This is a genomic window from Agathobacter sp. LCP21S3_B2, from assembly GCF_052118705.1.
In the GTDB taxonomy this organism is placed as follows: Bacteria; Bacillota; Clostridia; order Lachnospirales; family Lachnospiraceae; genus Roseburia.
Genome location: NZ_JBQKGQ010000001.1, coordinates 17,456 through 35,047, shown reverse-complemented (window position 1 = coordinate 35,047; position 17,592 = coordinate 17,456). Strand labels below are relative to the sequence as shown.

Below are 17,592 nucleotides of genomic sequence, written 5' to 3'. Positions count from 1 at the left end.
ATGTGTTAAGAATTTAACATTCAAAAAATTTATAATTATTCCCGGGTTATATCATAATCTAAAGTAAAAACCAAGTTTCAGATTAAATTGTCTTCTCAAGCTCCTCCCTGATTGCCTTGATGAAGCCCTCGCTGTTTAAAACAGTAGGATTCTCAATTGTTGTGATGAGTGCGAGATCCTTTGTCATCTTTCCGCTCTCAATAGTCTTTATGCAGGCTGCCTCAAGCTTGTCTGCAAACTCAGAAAGTGCAGGAAGCTTGTCAAGCTCTCCTCTCTTTCTGAGAGCTCCTGTCCAAGCAAAAATAGTAGCTACAGAGTTTGTTGATGTCTCCTCACCCTTTAAATGCTTGTAATAGTGTCTCTGTACTGTTCCGTGCGCTGCCTCATACTCATAGTATCCGTGAGGGGATACAAGCACTGATGTCATCATGGCAAGTGAGCCGAATGCAGATGAGATCATATCACTCATTACATCTCCGTCATAGTTCTTGCATGCCCAGATAAATCCACCCTCAGATTTCATTACTCTGGCAACAGCATCATCAATAAGTGTGTAGAAATATGTAATTCCAGCCTTCTCAAAAGCATCCTTGTACTGTGCATCAAAGATTTCCTGGAAGATATCCTTGAAGGTATGGTCATACTTCTTTGAGATTGTATCCTTTGTGGCAAACCATAAATCCTGCTTTGTATCAAGTGCATACTTAAAGCAGCTATGTGCAAAGCTCTCGATTGAATCGTCTAAGTTATGCTGTCCCTGAATAACTCCCGCTCCCTTAAACTCATGGATTAGCTCTCTTGTCTCGGTTCCATCTTCTGCTGTAAATACAAGCTCAGCCTTTCCGGGACCAGCTACCTTCATCTCTGTTGCCTTGTACACATCACCATATGCATGACGAGCGATTGTGATTGGTTTAACCCATGTCTTTACGTTTGGCTCTATGCCCTTTACAACGATTGGTGCTCTGAACACTGTTCCGTCAAGCATGGCTCTTATTGTGCCGTTAGGGCTCTTCCACATCTCCTTTAAATTGTATTCTGTCATTCTGGCTGCGTTTGGTGTGATTGTCGCACATTTTACTGCGACACCGTATTTCATGGTTGCCTTTGCTGATTCAACGGTCACCTGATCATCTGTACGATTTCGCTCCTCTAAGCCCAGATCATAATACTCTGTCTTTAAATCGATAAAAGGTATTAAAAGCTCATCCTTTATCATCTGCCAGAGGATTCTGGTCATCTCGTCTCCGTCCATCTCTACAAGGGGTGTTGTCATCGTAATCTTGCTCATTCTTAAATCTCCTTTACTTAATAAGGTTTTCCCAACCAAGGTGTTCCATATTTTTCTTTGAATTGTTTATATGCTCTCTGGCGCATTTTTCTGCCAGCAGTACGTCATGATTCTTAATTGCCTCGCATATCTGTTTATGCTCGTGAGTGGAGTTTTTAGCTCTTTTTGTCTCGCCGAGTGTCACCTTTCTCACTCTGCCGACATACTCATGATAGTCCTTTAATACCCTCATAAGCTCCTTGCTTCCGCCGGCCTCATACAGCAACTCATGAAACCTATTGTCCAGCTCAAGAAGCTTCTTTGCATTGCCCTTTTTCTCGTGAAACTCTGTGAGATAAATATTCTCATCCATGGCCGCCATGAGCTCATCCGATATCCTCGTTGCAGCCCATCTGGCACAAAGTCCCTCAAGCAGAGCTCTTATCTCGTATATATCCCTGATATCGTCCGTGGAAACGCCCTCCACGAACGCTCCCTTATTGGGGATGATAGACACAAGTCCCTCAAGCTCAAGCTGACGCAGTGCCTCCCTCACTGGAGTCCTGCTCACTCCAAGCTCATCACCGATATTCTTTTCCTTAAGCTCATCGCCCTTTGCAAATGTTCCTGCAAGTATACCATCCCTGATATGATTGTATACCCTGGCACTCAGGCTGTAATTATCATGTGACATGTACTAATCCACCTCACTATAATACTATATTAAGCTTTTTACAGCAATCAGTAATTTGAACTACAAGCTCATTATCTGTAATGGTAGTCACACGGCCCTCGTCGTACTGCTCATCTACCCATTTCTTTATCATGGTCACAAGCTTTGAGTTCTTATCTACCTTTCGTTCATCGGGCAGGCGGTAGTAAGTGTTTATCCACAGCGCTATTCCTGCAAGTCCTGATGTATTGGACACAGCTACAAGAGGTGGTCTGTTTAAGAATTTACCTGTATCGAATATGTTGTAAATTTCCTCATTTTTGAGAAGTCCGTCAGCATGGATTCCGGCTCTCGTCACATTGAAGTTTCTGCCGACAAAAGGTGTACGGCTCGGCTGCACATATCCAAGCTCCTTCTCAAAGTACTCTGACAACTCTGTGATAACCGTTGTATCCATTCCATCGAGTGTGCCTTTAAGCTGTGCATACTCAAATACCATAGCCTCAAGTGGTGTGTTTCCGGTTCTCTCTCCGATACCAAACAGTGAACAGTTGACACCGCTTGCTCCGTAGAGCCATGCCGTAGTCGAATTGTTTACTGCCTTGTAAAAGTCATTGTGTCCATGCCACTCAATCTGTGATGAAGGCACACCTGCATGTGTGTTAAGTCCGTATATGATACCCGGCACGCTTCGAGGTATAACTGCTCCCGGGAAGTTTACTCCATATCCCATTGTATCACAGGCACGCACCTTAATCGGAATCTTGTACTCCTCCTGCAGCTTCATAAGCTCAACACAGAATGGAATAACAAAACCATATATATCAGAACGTGTGATATCCTCCAGATGGCACCTAGGGCTTATTCCTGTCTCAAGACACTCCCTGATGACTGACAGATACATATTCATTACCTCACGTCTGGTCATCTTCATCTTATAGAAAATATGATAATCCGAACAGCTTACAAGTATACCGGTTTCCTTGAGTCCTATATCCTTTACAAGCTCAAAGTCCTTTTTGCTGGCACGAATCCACGATGTAACCTCCGGGAACTTATATCCTCTCTCGAGACACTTGTAAACAGCGTCCCTGTCCTTTTTGCTGTAGAGGAAAAACTCGCTCTGTCTGATTATTCCCTTAGGGCCACCAAGCTTATGTAAATAATCATAAATGGTAACAATCTGCTCCGTCGTGTATGGTGCTCTCGACTGCTGGCCATCTCTGAAGGTAGTGTCTGTAATCCAGATGTCCTCAGGCATATTGTGAGGCACTATTCTGTCATTGAATGCTATCTTAGGAACTTCTGAATAAGGAAAGAGATTTCTAAAAGTATTCGGCTCATCTACATCAACGAGCTGATAAAAATGCTCTTCAAGCTGCAGTAAATTTGTTTTTTCATTCATCAAAACTTCTCTCATCTTCGCATCTCCTGTGCTTAGTTTTATCTTTTGAATAATTGTATACAATTATACTTTTTGTGTCAATAAAAAAATTTAAATCTTAGTGTAACACTTTGTTATGTCTATCATAACCTAGAGTGTAAATAAATTTTATTGGAGGTCACTTATGAGTGATTTAGCAGCAACAAACTGTTCATGCAGCAATACAGATAACGGATGTGGATGTTCTTCTATTTTATGGATTATCCTGTTACTGTGCTGCTGTTGTGGAAATGGCAACGGAGGCTCTTTCTTCGGAGGAAACAACTGTGGAAGCGGCAATAACAGCTGTATCTGGGCTATCATCTTACTTTTCTGCTGTGGTGGCTTTGGCTGTGGCGGCAGCAGCAATAACGGCTGCGGATGTGGCTGCGGCTGCTGATTTACATTTTTACTGCGGGTCTTTTCTGGCCCGCAGCTTTTTACGATTTTTCAGTATTCTTTTTTTGCCTGCGCTGCTCTTTTTCTTTGAGCTTTTCAAGGACTTTACATTCGCCCTTCACTCTGTGCTTTTTGATGCATTCTTCATCTATCTCGTATACGTCGTGACCATCTATGATAAGCATATATCTTTTTTTTATAATATATGCTGTAAACATGCATAATGTGAATCAGGTAACATATTATATAGAAATATATTTTAAAGGATTTTTATGGACGAGAACAGCCTGTTTACACCATTCGATGAAATAACCCAGACAAGGGAGCTTCAGATGCTTAAAACCATAATCCCATATATGCCGCATGACTCACAAAAGCAGATGACTCTTATGGTTCACTACATATCACTTATGAATTCAATGAGAATGATAGATTGTGCACCGGCACTGTCTGTTGCAGAGACAGAAAGTATGGCAGACAGAAGGCTTTCCATGCTCAATGCCTTAAAGAAATACTGCAGCAAAAGCGAACAGGATACGATAGACAATCTGTTAAATATTTTTTCAGTTTTGGACAATAGGGAGATTTATGACAAAGCAGGAATTTTTAAATAATTTTGCACAAAAGGAAAAACCGAAAGATACAACGAGCGCCATGCCGTTTCTCATGGAAAGTATTAATGAAGCAAAGCGTAACGGCATAGAATTTACCAAAGAAGAGGTCTATTCCATGTGCACCGAGCTAAGCAAAAACCTGCCTGAGAAAAACCGCAGGCAGGTTGAAAGGCTTTTAAAAATGCTATAGTTTAGTTTTTAAATGAATCTGTATTTATGCGGAGTATCTTGTCTATCGGTGCAGGCGAGTTTCCCTTGCCATCCGTGCCCTCAAGATACTTCTCCCCCGCAGATTCAAAAATGACATACAATCTTTTATCCACGCTGGCAAGCTCCTCAGAGCCCGGTGGCATCTCTATTGTGATGTCAGGTCTGTTTGGCCTTGACGACAGAGCTATGAGTGATTTGTAGCACTTGATATACGATGACTCATTTCTGCCATAGGAGGTGCTCAGATATACCTTTCCAGAGGTATCAAATGTCACGCCCTGCACTCTGGCAGGTATCGTATATGTGTTTAAGCTTGTGAGCCTGTCATCCTTTTTATCATAATAATATGCCACCATCTTTGACTTAAAAAGGATATTGTGAGTGGCTATCCACAGCCTGCCTCCATAGTATGTGATGCACGACGGCTTGTTGCCCACATCAAACACATCTACCACACCTGTCGCATCGATGACCTGCTTGGAATTCGCAGTGGCCATAAGAGAGATAAAATCATACGAGATGCGCTCCACAGTTGTGTCGTAGGAATTGCACACCCATACATTTTCCCCGTCAAAGGCAATTCCTCCCAGGTGACTGTTTGCATCCATGCCAAGTGTCACAAGGTACTCTCCGTCCTCCCTGTCAAATACCATCAGCTCCCCAAGTGAGCCCTTGTCATCAGAATAGCTCGTGATAAGCACGTATTCATCCGTTATACAAATTCCCTGAGGACACTGTGCCTCACTGAAAATATAATTATTGAGAAAATCATTTTCCTTCGTCTCCGGCATGCCCGGAATATCTATTTCATCTATAAAATCGTAATCGCAATCCTTAAGCGCCAGTGTATGCGCTTTTTTATTACTCCTGTAATTGTAATGCTCTACGCTGTATTCATTGTTAATCGTCCTGACCCATTTGGCATATACCACATATCCATTTGCTTTTTCGTAGGTCAGAACATCCGCCTTTTTTGAAAAATGCTCATCCAGATACCACCCATCAAATTTATAACCATATTTGTGTGGTTCTCTAAGTCCCATAAATTTCTGCTTTGGTGTGATGTATCCATAATTATTGATATTGTTTGCCGCACCGCCCAGATTATAGTAAATATATGAAACACCATCACTTTCTGACATATTGTCAACCAGTGTATTTAGTGATGGCCCGGAAGCAAAAGAGGCAGCTTCTGCCTCTTTTATCTCCGATGCAAACACATGAGTATTGGTAAAAATCAATGTAAGTAATATAATTAATGCTATTCTACTCTTCAACTTCAACAAGCTTGCTTGCCCTTTCTTCTATCTGTTTTGCAGCCACATCATCCGGTGCCTGCTCATATCTGGCAAACTCATATGAGAATGTGCCGCTTCCGCTCGTCATTGAGCGAAGTGTGGCATTGTATCCATAAAGCTCCAGATAAGGAATATCCGCAACTATCTCCTGATATCCATTGTCTGTCGGGTTCATGCCCATCACTCGCGCACGTCTCTTGTTAAGCTCACCCATCACATCACCTGTATAGACCTCAGGCACCACTACCTTAAGAGTGGCAATCGGCTCAAGAAGCACAGGCTTTGCCTCCATAATGCCCTTTTTAAATGCCTGCTGTGTTGCCACCTTAAAGGCCATCTCAGATGAATCAACCGGATGATAAGAGCCGTCATACAGCACAGCCTTTATACCTGTCACAGGATAGGCTGCAAGAGGTCCCTTTTTCACAGACTCTGCAATACCCTTTTCAACAGCCGGGAAGAAGTTCTTCGGTACAGCTCCTCCTACGACCGTCTGCTCAAATACATATGGCGTATCCATATCTCCTGACGGCTCAAAGGTCATCTTGACATGTCCGTACTGTCCGTGTCCGCCCGACTGCTTCTTGTACTTATACTCTACGTCAGATTTTTTCCTGATAGTCTCCTTAAAGGCTACCTTTGGACGCATAAGCTCTATCTCCACCTTGTACTTTTCAAGAAGCTCACTTGCCACTACCTCAAGCTGCATATCACCGATACCATATAGTACAGTCTGTCCATTTTCGCTGTCATTTACACTGTTTAGTGTCAGATCCTCCATTAACAGTTTCTGTAAAGACTGGGAAATCTTGTCCTCATCGCCCTTTTTCTTTGCCTTGTAGCGCATTGCCACATACGGCTTTGATATACTTGTTCTAAGATATGTAACAGGCATATTTCTGGTGGAAAGTGAATCTGTCGTAAGAGTCTTTGCAAGCTTTGCAAGCGCTCCGATATCACCTGCATGAAGCTCCTTCACTTCCTCCACCTTGCTGCCTCTCATCACATAGAGCTTTCCGATTTTCTCATCGCAGTCCCTGTGATAATTGTAAAGTACATCATCTGTCTTTAGTACACCCGAATTAACCTTGATCAGTGAATACTTACCGATGTATGGGTCAACTATCGACTTGAACACATAAGCACTCTTTGATTTTGCAAAATTATAATCAGCATTATACACCTCATTTGTCTTGGTGTTAATACCTGTACAGCTTCTCTTCTCCGGACTCGGCAGGTATTTCACAATATCAGCCATAAGTGTATACATGCCTCTTGCGAGAATATTTGAGCCCATGAGCACCGGTACAATAGAGCCCTCAAGCACGTTTGCACGAAGCGCAGCCCTGATTTCATCATCAGAAAACTCCTCTCCGCCGAAAAATCTTTCCATGAACTCCTCACTTGTCTCAGCTACAGCTTCAACTAAAGCCTCACGACATATTCCCAGGTTCTCCTTTGAGTACTCAGGCACATCAAACTTATCCACACCTCCGCTTTCATTCCATCTCTTTGCCCTCTGCTGGATGACATTGACATAGCCCACAAACTTTTCATTCTCTCTGATTGGCAGATGGAATGGAGCTATTTTCTTGCCATAAAGCTCCTGCAGCTTTAATACCACATCCTTGAAGCTTGCATTGTCGATATCCATGTCCGTCACGAAAATCATCCTCGGCAGCTTGTATTTCTCGCATATCTCCCATGCTCTTTTTGTGCCTGTCTGTATGCCTGCCTTGCCTGAAACCACGATGATTGCAGCATCTGCAACCGATACAGCCTCCTCAACCTCTCCCACAAAATCAAAAAAACCAGGAGTATCGAGAATATTTATTTTGACATTATCCCACTCAATCGGCACAACCGATGTATGTATAGAGAACTGACGCTTTATCTCTTCCTTGTCAAAATCGCTGATAGTACTGCCATCCGCTACAGTGCCCATTCTGGTGGTCTGTCCTGCCAGATATGCCATAGCTTCCACGAGTGATGTCTTGCCACAGCCGCTATGGCCTAAAAGCACGACGTTTCGAATCTTCTCAGTAGTGTAAACATTCATTTCAAGTACCTCCCTGACATTATTATAGTATGTAAACATTGTACTAATATTTTAGATAATTTACAACACTTTTATGCAATCTGACGATTATTTTTTATTATTATATTGGAATAAATATGCCAATAATTTATTGCTTTATAGTGTTAAATTGGATATAATATATTGTAAATATTCCGAACCACTATAGTGCGATTTTGCGAATGTGCGTGTGGTGATTCTGAATAGTTACAATAAAGAATTAGGAGATACACATAAATGCATTTTGATAAAGTTGGCTTTATCGGGCTCGGTCTGATTGGCGGCTCGATAGCCAGAAAAATGAAAGAAAATAATCCAAAGGTCTCAATTATCGCAACAGCCGGACATCAAAAGACCGTAGATGATGCCTTTGGGCTTGGCCTGATAGATAATAATGAGCTTTTAGAGCTTAACTCTTTTAAAGACTGCGACGTAATCTTTCTGTGTGCACCGGTAAACAAAAATATCGAATACCTCACACAGCTTAAGGATATCATAAAGGATGATTGTATCATCACAGATGTTGGCAGCACAAAAACACAGATTCATGAAAAGGTCATAGAGCTTGGCCTTGAGCGCAATTTTATTGGCGGGCATCCTATGACCGGCTCTGAAAAAACAGGCATACTCAATTCAGACAAACAGCTTTTGGAGAATGCATACTACATCATCACTCCTACTACGGCCACGACTGAAGAAAATCTGAATAATTTCAGACAATTTGTACTTTCGCTCGGCTCGATAGCTCTCATTTTAGACTACAGGGAGCACGATCATGCTACCGCAGCCATCAGCCACCTTCCACATATGATTGCATACTCTCTTGTCAATCTGATTGAGCATATTGATTCCGAAAAAGAGACCATGAAAACAATTGCTGCCGGTGGCTTCCGCGATGTGACACGTATCGCCGCAAGCTCGCCTGTCATGTGGGAAAACATATGTGAGTCCAACAAAACACAGCTGCTCTCACTCATGGACCAGTATGAAGCCAATTTCCATAAGCTTCGCGAAATAATTGCAGAGGGCAGTTCTCAAAAGATGCTCGATTATTTCCAGGACTCAAAGAATTACAGGGATTCACTCACACTGCCCGGTGCCAAAATCCGCAAGGATTTCCACGAGGTATTTGTCGATATTGCTGATGAGGCAGGCGGCATTGCAATGCTTGCAAGCCTTTTAGCCTTCAATGGCATCAGCATCAAGAATATCGGCATCATGAACAACCGTGAGTTTGAGGAGGGTGTACTGCGCATAGAGTTCTATGACGAAGATGCTCTTGAATCGGCTATCAGCGTACTTAAAGAAAGAAACTATACTATTCACCGCAGATGATTTATCCTGTTATATGGCTTTAATCCAAAAACAAAGAGCCGTAAAGCGAAGTAATTTCGTTTTGCGGCTCTTTTTATATCATCCGGTGCAATAGCCCTTACCATTAAGCTGCACCAATAACACTGTATTAATATACGCTTTCCTCAAGAACCTCGTAAAAATCCTCAAAGGTCTTGCGGCAGCAATAAGGGTCAATTATCTCAACGCCCTCTGCCATAAGCCCCGGCAGTGTAAATGACATTGCTACGCGGTGATCGTCATACGTCTTAATTTGACAAGGCTTAATACGCTCTGCCGGATAAATTCTTAAGCCATTTTCAGTTTCTTCAACCCTCACACCTAATTCAGTCAGGTTTTCCTCGATGGCATTTATCCTGTCACACTCCTGCAGACGGATATGCGAAATGCCTTCTATCCCTACAGGCTCCTTTGCAAACGGTGCAATCGCAGCAAGAGTCAGCGCCTGATCTGAGAATGCAGACAAATCCCAGCTTCCACCATGCATATGAGCATTCTTTGGTGGCATACATACTATGCCGTCTACCTCGTCAGAAAGCATGCAGCCCATATCCGCCAGCACATCAAGAAATGCCACATCTCCCTGTAAGCTGTTTTGGTGAACTCCCATCACCTGTGACTTCACATGTAAAAGCGGGCTCATGGCATAAAAATAGCATGCAGCCGACACATCCGGCTCTATATCATAATCTAAGCTGTCATACGCCGCTTTCTTAGGGATAATAAAGCTGTTATTTTTTTTGTCCTCTATCACATCAAGCCCAAACTGCTTCATCATAAGAAGCGTCATCTCAACATATGCCATGCCATGCGTTCCTGTGACATTAATCGTAAAGGTCTTTTCCATCACCATAGCCGAGATAAGAAGAGCACTCAAAAACTGGCTGCTCTTGTCTACGTTTATATCAACAGCATCAGCATACTCTCCTGTATTTCCAATGGTAAAAGGAAAATGATATTCCTTCTCATCATACTCAATATGAGCTCCCAGCTTTTCAAGCGATACAAGCAAATCCTTCATAGGACGCTTCTTCATCTGCTCAGAGGACACTATATGGTACCTGCCCTTTGACAGTCCAAGAAGAGCCGTAAGAAAACGTGCAGCGGTACCTGCACTTCCCACATCTATCTCGGCCTCATTCTTTGGTATCCGGCCTCCAAAGCCTGTTATTGTTATTTTTCTTTTATCCTCATCCACTAAAACCGGAAATCCCAGACGAATCAGTGCATCTATAAAATGTCTTGAGTCATCACTAAAAAGACACCCTTTTAAAACGCTGCGCCCACTTGCGAGTGCAGCGATTAAAAGGGCCCTGTTTGTGATACTCTTTGAGCCAGGTACACTGGTTACTATATCATGTGGATGATTTACTTTTTTTACTTTATAAATCATTGAAAATCTGATAAATATCAATCTTGAGTGCATCAGTATCTGTCATTCCGATAAACTCTGCACCATAATGATATACTCCTTCTTCATCCTTTGAACTTCTTACAATCTCAATAACTGCGTCAACAATTTCCTTTGTCCATATCTGGATCTTTGTATCATAGTATGTATGATTTGCAAGCTCAACCTTTGATGTAAATCCGATACCACTTCTGGAAATATCTTTTACATCGACATGACAATATTTGAGTGTAGTCACTCCATCCTCATCAAGTCTTTCAAGCTGCACTGACACGTCAATATCAAGACGTTTGTGTTTTCTTTTTTCTTCCATTACCTCTGCTCCCTCAATATAATGTTTTTACTTTACCTTAACGGGTTACGTATTTATATTAGTACAAAAAACACATGTTTACAAGTGTTGATATTACTATTTTTCGTCCATATGCATATCGTTTGTGATAAACATCGCATCACCGAAGCTGAAAAACCTGTATCTTTCCTCTACAGCCTCTTTGTATGCATTGAGGACATGCTCTCTGCCTGCTAATGCTGACACAAGCATGACAAGTGTAGACTGTGGCAGATGGAAATTTGTAATCAGACAGTCAATCACCTTAAAGCTGTATCCCGGATAAATAAAGATATCCGTCCATCCGCTGCACTCTTTTAGCATGCCGTTTTCATCGGATGCTGCCTCTAAGGTACGAGTGCTTGTAGTGCCGACAGATATTATTCTGCCGCCATTTTTCTTTGCATTATTAATCTTGTCTGCAGCCTCCTGTGACACCATGTAAAACTCAGAATGCATATGGTGATCAAGCACATTATCCACCTTTACCGGTCTGAAGGTGCCAAGCCCCACATGTAAAGTCACCTCTGCTATATCCACTCCCTTATCCTTTACCTGCTGTAAAAGCTCCTTTGTGAAATGCAGTCCTGCCGTAGGCGCAGCGGCCGAGCCGTCATACTTTGCATATACTGTCTGGTAGCGGTTCTTGTCCTTTAGCTGATGTGTGATGTATGGCGGCAATGGCATCTGTCCGAGCTTATCAAGTATCTCCTCAAAAATACCCTCATAGCTGAACTGAATCAGCCTGTTTCCATCATCAACCACATCTATTACTTCACCGGTTAAAAGTCCGTCACCAAATATAATCTTTGTACCCGGCCTTGCCTTTTTACCGGGCTTTACAAGAGTCTCCCATACGTCATTTTGTCTGCGCTTTAGAAGAAGTATCTCTATCTTTGCCATAGTTCCTTCCTTCACGCCAAACAGACGCGCAGGAATGACCTTTGTATTATTGAGCACGAGGCAGTCGCCCGGTCTTAAATATTTAACAATCTCCTTGAAAACATGATGGCTGACTTCTCCTGTATTCTTGTCGAGCACCATGAGTCTTGAGCTGGAGCGGTCCTCCAGAGGATCCTGTGCTATTAGCTCCTCCGGAAGATCATAATCAAAATCTTTTACGTCCATAATTTTCCTATTCCTAAAACTATACTAACGTCTAGCCACGAAGTGTGATACCTGCAGTATCTTTAAGATGAGCAAGAATATCCTTTACAAAGCCCTCGACCTTCTTAGCCTTAAGCTCCTCATCCTTTGGTGTAAATACTACACTGTACGCCATGCTCTTCTTATTCGGAGGAAGCTGTACACCCTCGTAAACATCAAACAGTGTAACATCTGAAACATAATCACAGGCTTCCCTGATACCGTTTTCAATCTGCTCACATGTGATATCCTTGTCCACAACAAAAGCAAAATCTCTCTTCTCATCATCAAATTTTGATATTGGAGTAAATACTCTGTCCTTTCCATACCACTGTGAAAGTACTCTAAGGTCAAGCTCCATCACATATGCCGGAACTCTCATGTCAAGCTCATCGCATATCTCATATCTTACCTGACCGAGATATCCGATCTTTTGACCGTCACAGAATACCTCTGCAGTCTGATACGGATGAAGGAATGGCTTTTGAGCCGGCTTGTAGGTAAACTTCACATCAAGCGCATCCGCTACAGTCTCAGCCAGTCCCTTTATAGTAAAGAACGATTCATCCTCACCGAATACGCCTGCGCAAAGTGTCTCTCTCTCATCCGGATACTCTGTAAGCGGAAGCTCCTTTGCGATAAAGATATTTCCCAGCTCAAAGATTCTTCCCTCCAGGATACCCTTCTTCTGGTTTCTTGCTATGGCATAAAGCATCTCAGAAGCAAGTGTTGTTCTCATAAGCGAGAGGTCAACATTGATTGGGTTTATAAGCCTGATAGCATGTCTTTCAGGTGCATCCTCCGGGAATCTGAGCAAATCAAGATCAGCAGGTGAGAAGAATGAGTAATGTATTCCCTCATACGCGCCTGCTGCACAGAGCACCTCTTTTATCTTGCGCTCTGTCTGCTGTCTAAGGTTGAGTCCTCCGAGTGTAACCTGTGCCGTAGGCATGAATGCAGGAATGACATGATCATAGCCATACATACGGATAACCTCCTCGGCCACATCCGGATAATCCTCCATATCCTCACGGTATGCAGGAATCATAAGTGTCAGCTCATCGCCGCTTACAACCGGTGCAAAGCCTAAATTTGTGAGTATTCTCACGATATCCTCTGTAGGAACCTCTATTCCAAGCACACCGTTTACCTTTGCAATAGAAACCTTCATCTCTTTTGGCTCAAGTGAGTTTCCAGTAGTCACCTCAATGTGAGTTGAAGAAACCTTACCACAGCCAAGCTCCTCTATCAGGTGAAGTGCTCTCTTCATAGCCATCGCTGTTGTGTACTCGTTTACGCCCTTTGAGTAAAGTGCACTCGAATCAGATGACTGTCCCAACGCACGTGAGCTCTTTCTGATATTGTCTCTTGCAAATTTTGCAGACTCAAACATCACCTCTGTGGTTCCGTCGTTAATCTCAGAGTTTAAGCCGCCCATGATACCGGCGAGCGCAACTGGCTTCTTTCCATCACAGATAACGAGGTTATTGCTGTTTAACTCAAATTCCTTCTCATCAAGTGTGACAATTTTCTCTCCATCGTTTGCACGTCTTACTACAATCTCATCTCCCTCAAGGTATGAGTAATCAAAGGCATGCATTGGCTGTCCGAGCTCTTTTAAAACAAAGTTAGTGATGTCTACTACATTTGAGATAGAGCCTATTCCGACAAGTGCAAGACGTTTTCTCATCCATGCAGGTGACTCGGAGATTTTTACATCATGTACATAGTGAGCTGTGTAGCGAGGGCAGATGTCCTGTGCAAGAACCGAAACCTTGAAGTTTTCCTTCTTCACATCATCAGCAGTATAGTCAAGTGCAGGCTCCTTAAGCTCTTTTCCCAAAACAGCAGCAACCTCTCTTGCCATGCCATATATACACTGGCAGTCAGGTCTGTTTGCTGTGATTGCAATATCAAAAATCCAGTCATCAAGGCCGAGGATATGTTTTACATCATCTCCCGCCTTAGCATCCTCAGGTAAAACCAAAAGTCCGTTGTAGCCTGCACCAGGATAGAGGTCCTCATTTAAGCCAAGCTCTACGCCTGAGCATAACATTCCATATGAATCATATCCACGCAGCTTGCCCTGCTTTATCTCCATCACGCCCTCTACTGTAACGTGATCCTTTGCTGTGGCATATACTGTGGCACCGATAAGTGCGAGAGGATATTTGCCACCTGCCTTTACATTGTCCGCTCCACAGCAGATCTGGAATGTGCCATGTGCTCCAGCATTTACCTGACACAGGCTTAGGTGTGTCTCAGGAATCGGCTCACATTTTTCTACAAGACCGACTACTACGTTTGAGATATCCTTTCCCACCTCATATGATTCCTCAACCTCGAAACCACATGAGAATAATTTTTCCTCTAACTCCTTTGGTGTTACATCTATATCTACATAATCTTTTAACCAGCTAAGTGGTGTTAACATAATTTTTGCCTCCTGTTATATATTCAAGAAAAATGAATCTAGTTGTCATCAATCTGGTCTAATACCCTAAGGTCTGACTCGAATAAAAGCTTGATGTTGTTAATTCCGTATTTAAGCATTGCAATACGCTCAAGACCGATACCAAATGCAAAACCACTGTACTCATTTGTGTCTATGCCACAGCCCTCAAGCACCTTTTTATTTACTACGCCTGCACCAAGCACCTCAATCCAACCTGTGCCCTTGCATAAAGAGCAGCCCTTGCCATGGCACTGGAAACAGCTTACATCAACCTCTACAGACGGCTCTGTAAATGGGAAGTATGAAGGACGAAGACGAGTTGTGACATTATTTCCGAACATCTTCTTTACAAGCTGGTCAAGCATACCCTTTAAATCGCAGAGTGTGATGCCCTTATCTACCACAAGTCCCTCCATCTGTGTGAACATAGGAGAATGTGTCGCATCATCATCCGAACGGAAAACCTTACCCGGTGAAACAACCTTGATAGGTGGCTTCTTTGCTTCCATAACGTGAATCTGTCCTGCTGAGGTCTGTGTACGAAGTAAGAACTCAGGTGATAAGTAGAATGTATCCTGCATATCACGCGCCGGATGATCCTTTGGAGTATTTAAAGCTGTAAAATTATAGTAATCATTCTCGATTTCTGTTCCCTCGTAAACCTCAAAGCCCATAGATGTGAAAATCTCTGAGAGCTGGTCCTTTACCTGTGTTACAGGATGAAGATTACCCTTTTGGCTTCTCTTTGCAGGCATAGTGACATCTATTTTCTCTCTCTCATACTTGCGCTTAAGTGCCTCTGCCTCAAATTTCTTAACCTTCTCATCAAGAAGCTTCTCAACTGCCTCACGTGTCTCATTGACCCACTGGCCTACCTTTGGTCTCTCATCAGGAGCAACATCCTTCATGCCCTTTAAGACTGCTGTGAGCTCACCCTTCTTTCCAAGAATTGCAGCACGCACATCATTTAATTTTTCAAGACCGTCAGCCTTATCAATTTCAGCAAGTGCTTTTTCTCTGATCTGTTGAATTTTGTCTCTCATCGAATTTCACCTCATAATATTTTTCTTAATTTGCATAAACTCGTAACTCCAAGCTTGAATTCGCCGTTTATGCGATAAAAAACGTCCCTGCATGGCTATTAAACCATGCAGGGACGAAAATTCCGCGATACCACCCTGATTTCCATTGAAGAAATATCCAATGGACTCTCATTGATATGTGTAACGTACATAACACGTCATGAACTACTGTGCTTCATCCATGCAGCTTCAGTGTGAACTTCAATCAATAGCCTTTTTGTAAGACTGCTTTCAGCCGGTGACAATCTCTCTCTGGTCAAAGTACTATAATCTACTATGCACCTTCATTGCTTTTATTATATATATCTGCGATATATATCGCAAATGCTTATGTCTTAATAACACATAAGTCATTTTAGCACAATCTCTATATTTTGCAAGTAAAAATTTTTCTATTTTCTTTATATTTTATTTCTAAGTCCCTTAGGATAATGGTTTTTAACCTGTGTGCCATTCACCTTGCCCCAGCCGGCCGGATATCCATCTACACATACAAGTGCCCAGCCCTTTTTGCATTCAGCCGCCTGCTCACCAGATAACATGACTGACTGACCATTGAAAAAGCCTGTTGTCTGCGGATCATCCCAGGTAAGCTTTACTACGTTTTTAGCCTCACTTAGCTTAAGCGCAAGTGCAAGCGAATGCGACGGCTCAAAGCGCTGTTTTTTGAACTCTCCTATATGAAGCCCTGCGCGCTGCACCTTAAGACCCTTAATATCCACTTCCATATCAGGCAGCCTGTAGAGCTGCTCCCCAAACATGACAAGCCTTGAGTTTTTTATCCATGCTGCCATATTCTCTGATATGGTCTCATCAAGAAACTCTGAGAGAAGCTTCATATTTTCTTTTGTGAGAGCCGGCTTTGTTTCATTTTTCCTGTTCTTACTATTTTTGTTCTTTTTGGTTTTCCTGTCAGCTTTAAGGCCTGTGTCCTCTACTTTATTACAGCTATCCTCGCATACATCATAACCCGCATCAAGCTCATTAACACTGCCTCTTCTCACAAGCTTTGCCACAAAATGTCCCTCTCCGTCCACCTTATGCGGCCAGAAGCGCTCCATCTCTTCAAGTGTAAAATCAGGATGTCTCTCCAAAAAATACTCCATTACATCCTCATTTTCTTCCTTCGAGAATGTGCAGGTGCTGTATACTATCACGCCTCCCGGCTTAAGCATCACTGCGGCATTGTCCAGTATTTCCTTCTGCCTTGCCGCACAGATTGCCACATTTTCCATGCTCCACTGCTCCACGGCCTCAGGCAGCTTTCGAAACATTCCCTCTCCTGAGCATGGTGCATCCACCTGTATAGCATTAAAAAAGCCTGGGAAATGTGAAGCAAGCACAAAGCTGTCCTCATTTGTCACAATCGCATTTTTGATTCCCATACGCTCTATATTCTGCGACAAAATCCGGCTTCTTTGTGTGTTAATCTCATTTGATACCAAAAGTCCGTTGTCTCCTAAATATGTGGCAAGCTGTGTGCTCTTTCCACCGGGTGCTGCGCACAGGTCAAGCACTCTCATGCCCGGCTTTGGGGCTAAAAGAGCAGCCGCCGACATGGCACTTGGCTCCTGTATGTAGTAAAGCCCCATCTCATGATACGGATGCTTCCCCGGACGCACTTTCTCATCAAAGTAATATGCCTCATTTGCCCACGAAACCCTTTTATCTGAAGAAATTCCAAGTACCTTCAATATCCGCATTATTTCTTCAGGGCTTTGCACTTTTAAGGTATTGAATCTGAGCGCCTGAAATCTGTTATTGTCATAGCTGTATAAGAAATCATCCCACTCATCACCCAGAAAGGCCTTCATCTTTTTTTCAAACTCTATCGGTAAATTCATTGTCAA

General features: G+C 42.8%; 16 protein-coding genes and 1 other annotated feature. Of the genes, 4 read left to right on the top strand and 12 right to left on the bottom strand.

Annotation, left to right across the window (positions count from 1 at the left end):
• Positions 1 to 82: 82 nt before the first annotated feature.
• From ACTQ1L_RS00160 to ACTQ1L_RS00150, 3 genes are read right to left on the bottom strand one after another with little or no spacing between them, the layout of a single operon-like run.
• Positions 83 to 1,291, bottom strand: a complete 1,209-nt coding sequence (locus ACTQ1L_RS00160) for an NADP-dependent isocitrate dehydrogenase (RefSeq protein WP_015569515.1) — start codon at positions 1,289 to 1,291, stop codon at positions 83 to 85.
• Positions 1,292 to 1,304: 13 nt separating this feature from the next.
• Positions 1,305 to 1,964 (bottom strand): GntR family transcriptional regulator, encoded by a 660-nt coding sequence (locus ACTQ1L_RS00155; protein WP_441365026.1) that lies wholly within the window; start codon positions 1,962 to 1,964, stop codon positions 1,305 to 1,307.
• Between the two features lie 16 nt (positions 1,965 to 1,980).
• Positions 1,981 to 3,363 (bottom strand): 2-isopropylmalate synthase, encoded by a 1,383-nt coding sequence (locus tag ACTQ1L_RS00150; RefSeq protein ID WP_441365025.1) that lies wholly within the window; start codon positions 3,361 to 3,363, stop codon positions 1,981 to 1,983.
• A 148-nt stretch (positions 3,364 to 3,511) separates the two neighbouring features.
• Between ACTQ1L_RS00150 and ACTQ1L_RS00145 the strand changes: the two genes are divergently transcribed.
• The gene (locus tag ACTQ1L_RS00145) at positions 3,512 to 3,766 is read left to right on the top strand and encodes a chorion class high-cysteine HCB protein 13 (protein ID WP_321111631.1); all 255 of its coding nucleotides are present in this window, start codon (positions 3,512 to 3,514) and stop codon (positions 3,764 to 3,766) included.
• Between the two features lie 40 nt (positions 3,767 to 3,806).
• On the opposite strand, the gene ACTQ1L_RS00140 is transcribed toward ACTQ1L_RS00145, so the two are convergent.
• On the bottom strand, positions 3,807 to 3,950 hold the full coding sequence (locus tag ACTQ1L_RS00140) for a hypothetical protein (protein ID WP_167527321.1): 144 nt from the start codon (positions 3,948 to 3,950) through the stop codon (positions 3,807 to 3,809).
• An 87-nt stretch (positions 3,951 to 4,037) separates the two neighbouring features.
• On the opposite strand from ACTQ1L_RS00140, the gene ACTQ1L_RS00135 reads away from it, so the two are divergent.
• Positions 4,038 to 4,379: a hypothetical protein gene (locus tag ACTQ1L_RS00135; RefSeq protein ID WP_012742814.1), complete on the top strand. Its 342-nt coding sequence runs from the start codon at positions 4,038 to 4,040 to the stop codon at positions 4,377 to 4,379.
• On the top strand, positions 4,354 to 4,569 hold the full coding sequence (locus tag ACTQ1L_RS00130; protein ID WP_441365024.1) for a hypothetical protein: 216 nt from the start codon (positions 4,354 to 4,356) through the stop codon (positions 4,567 to 4,569). Before ACTQ1L_RS00135 ends, ACTQ1L_RS00130 begins: the two co-directional genes overlap by 26 nt.
• 1 nt (position 4,570) lies before the next feature.
• Here the strand turns inward: ACTQ1L_RS00130 and ACTQ1L_RS00125 are convergent, their stop codons facing one another.
• Both ACTQ1L_RS00125 and ACTQ1L_RS00120 read right to left on the bottom strand, forming a co-directional pair.
• Complete coding sequence (locus tag ACTQ1L_RS00125; protein ID WP_441365023.1) at positions 4,571 to 5,866, bottom strand: InlB B-repeat-containing protein; 1,296 nt, start codon at positions 5,864 to 5,866, stop codon at positions 4,571 to 4,573.
• Positions 5,856 to 7,946 (bottom strand): elongation factor G, encoded by a 2,091-nt coding sequence (locus ACTQ1L_RS00120; RefSeq protein ID WP_441365022.1) that lies wholly within the window; start codon positions 7,944 to 7,946, stop codon positions 5,856 to 5,858. The genes ACTQ1L_RS00125 and ACTQ1L_RS00120 overlap by 11 nt, the downstream gene beginning before the upstream one ends.
• A 255-nt stretch (positions 7,947 to 8,201) precedes the next feature.
• Between ACTQ1L_RS00120 and ACTQ1L_RS00115 the strand changes: the two genes are divergently transcribed.
• Positions 8,202 to 9,299: a prephenate dehydrogenase/arogenate dehydrogenase family protein gene (locus ACTQ1L_RS00115; RefSeq protein WP_441365021.1), complete on the top strand. Its 1,098-nt coding sequence runs from the start codon at positions 8,202 to 8,204 to the stop codon at positions 9,297 to 9,299.
• A gap of 127 nt (positions 9,300 to 9,426) precedes the next feature.
• Here the strand turns inward: ACTQ1L_RS00115 and aroA are convergent, their stop codons facing one another.
• The 6 genes from aroA to ACTQ1L_RS00085 all read right to left on the bottom strand — a co-directional run bounded on the left by aroA (position 9,427) and on the right by ACTQ1L_RS00085 (position 17,586).
• A complete protein-coding gene (gene aroA, locus ACTQ1L_RS00110) occupies positions 9,427 to 10,710 on the bottom strand; it encodes a 3-phosphoshikimate 1-carboxyvinyltransferase (protein WP_441365020.1) in 1,284 nt (427 codons plus the stop codon).
• Entirely contained in the window at positions 10,700 to 11,041 is a 342-nt protein-coding gene (locus ACTQ1L_RS00105) for a PilZ domain-containing protein (protein ID WP_308656539.1), read from the bottom strand. Before ACTQ1L_RS00105 ends, aroA begins: the two co-directional genes overlap by 11 nt.
• 96 nt (positions 11,042 to 11,137) lie before the next feature.
• Positions 11,138 to 12,187, bottom strand: a complete 1,050-nt coding sequence (gene queA / locus ACTQ1L_RS00100) for a tRNA preQ1(34) S-adenosylmethionine ribosyltransferase-isomerase QueA (RefSeq protein ID WP_441365019.1) — start codon at positions 12,185 to 12,187, stop codon at positions 11,138 to 11,140.
• A 31-nt stretch (positions 12,188 to 12,218) separates the two neighbouring features.
• Positions 12,219 to 14,639, bottom strand: a complete 2,421-nt coding sequence (gene pheT, locus ACTQ1L_RS00095; RefSeq protein WP_441365018.1) for a phenylalanine--tRNA ligase subunit beta — start codon at positions 14,637 to 14,639, stop codon at positions 12,219 to 12,221.
• 38 nt (positions 14,640 to 14,677) lie between these two features.
• Complete coding sequence (gene pheS / locus ACTQ1L_RS00090; protein ID WP_441365017.1) at positions 14,678 to 15,703, bottom strand: phenylalanine--tRNA ligase subunit alpha; 1,026 nt, start codon at positions 15,701 to 15,703, stop codon at positions 14,678 to 14,680.
• Positions 15,704 to 15,809: 106 nt separating this feature from the next.
• Positions 15,810 to 16,039, bottom strand: a binding site (T-box leader).
• Positions 16,040 to 16,143: 104 nt separating this feature from the next.
• Positions 16,144 to 17,586, bottom strand: coding sequence for an RsmB/NOP family class I SAM-dependent RNA methyltransferase (locus ACTQ1L_RS00085; protein WP_441365016.1), 1,443 nt, complete (start codon positions 17,584 to 17,586; stop codon positions 16,144 to 16,146).
• Positions 17,587 to 17,592: the final 6 nt, after the last annotated feature.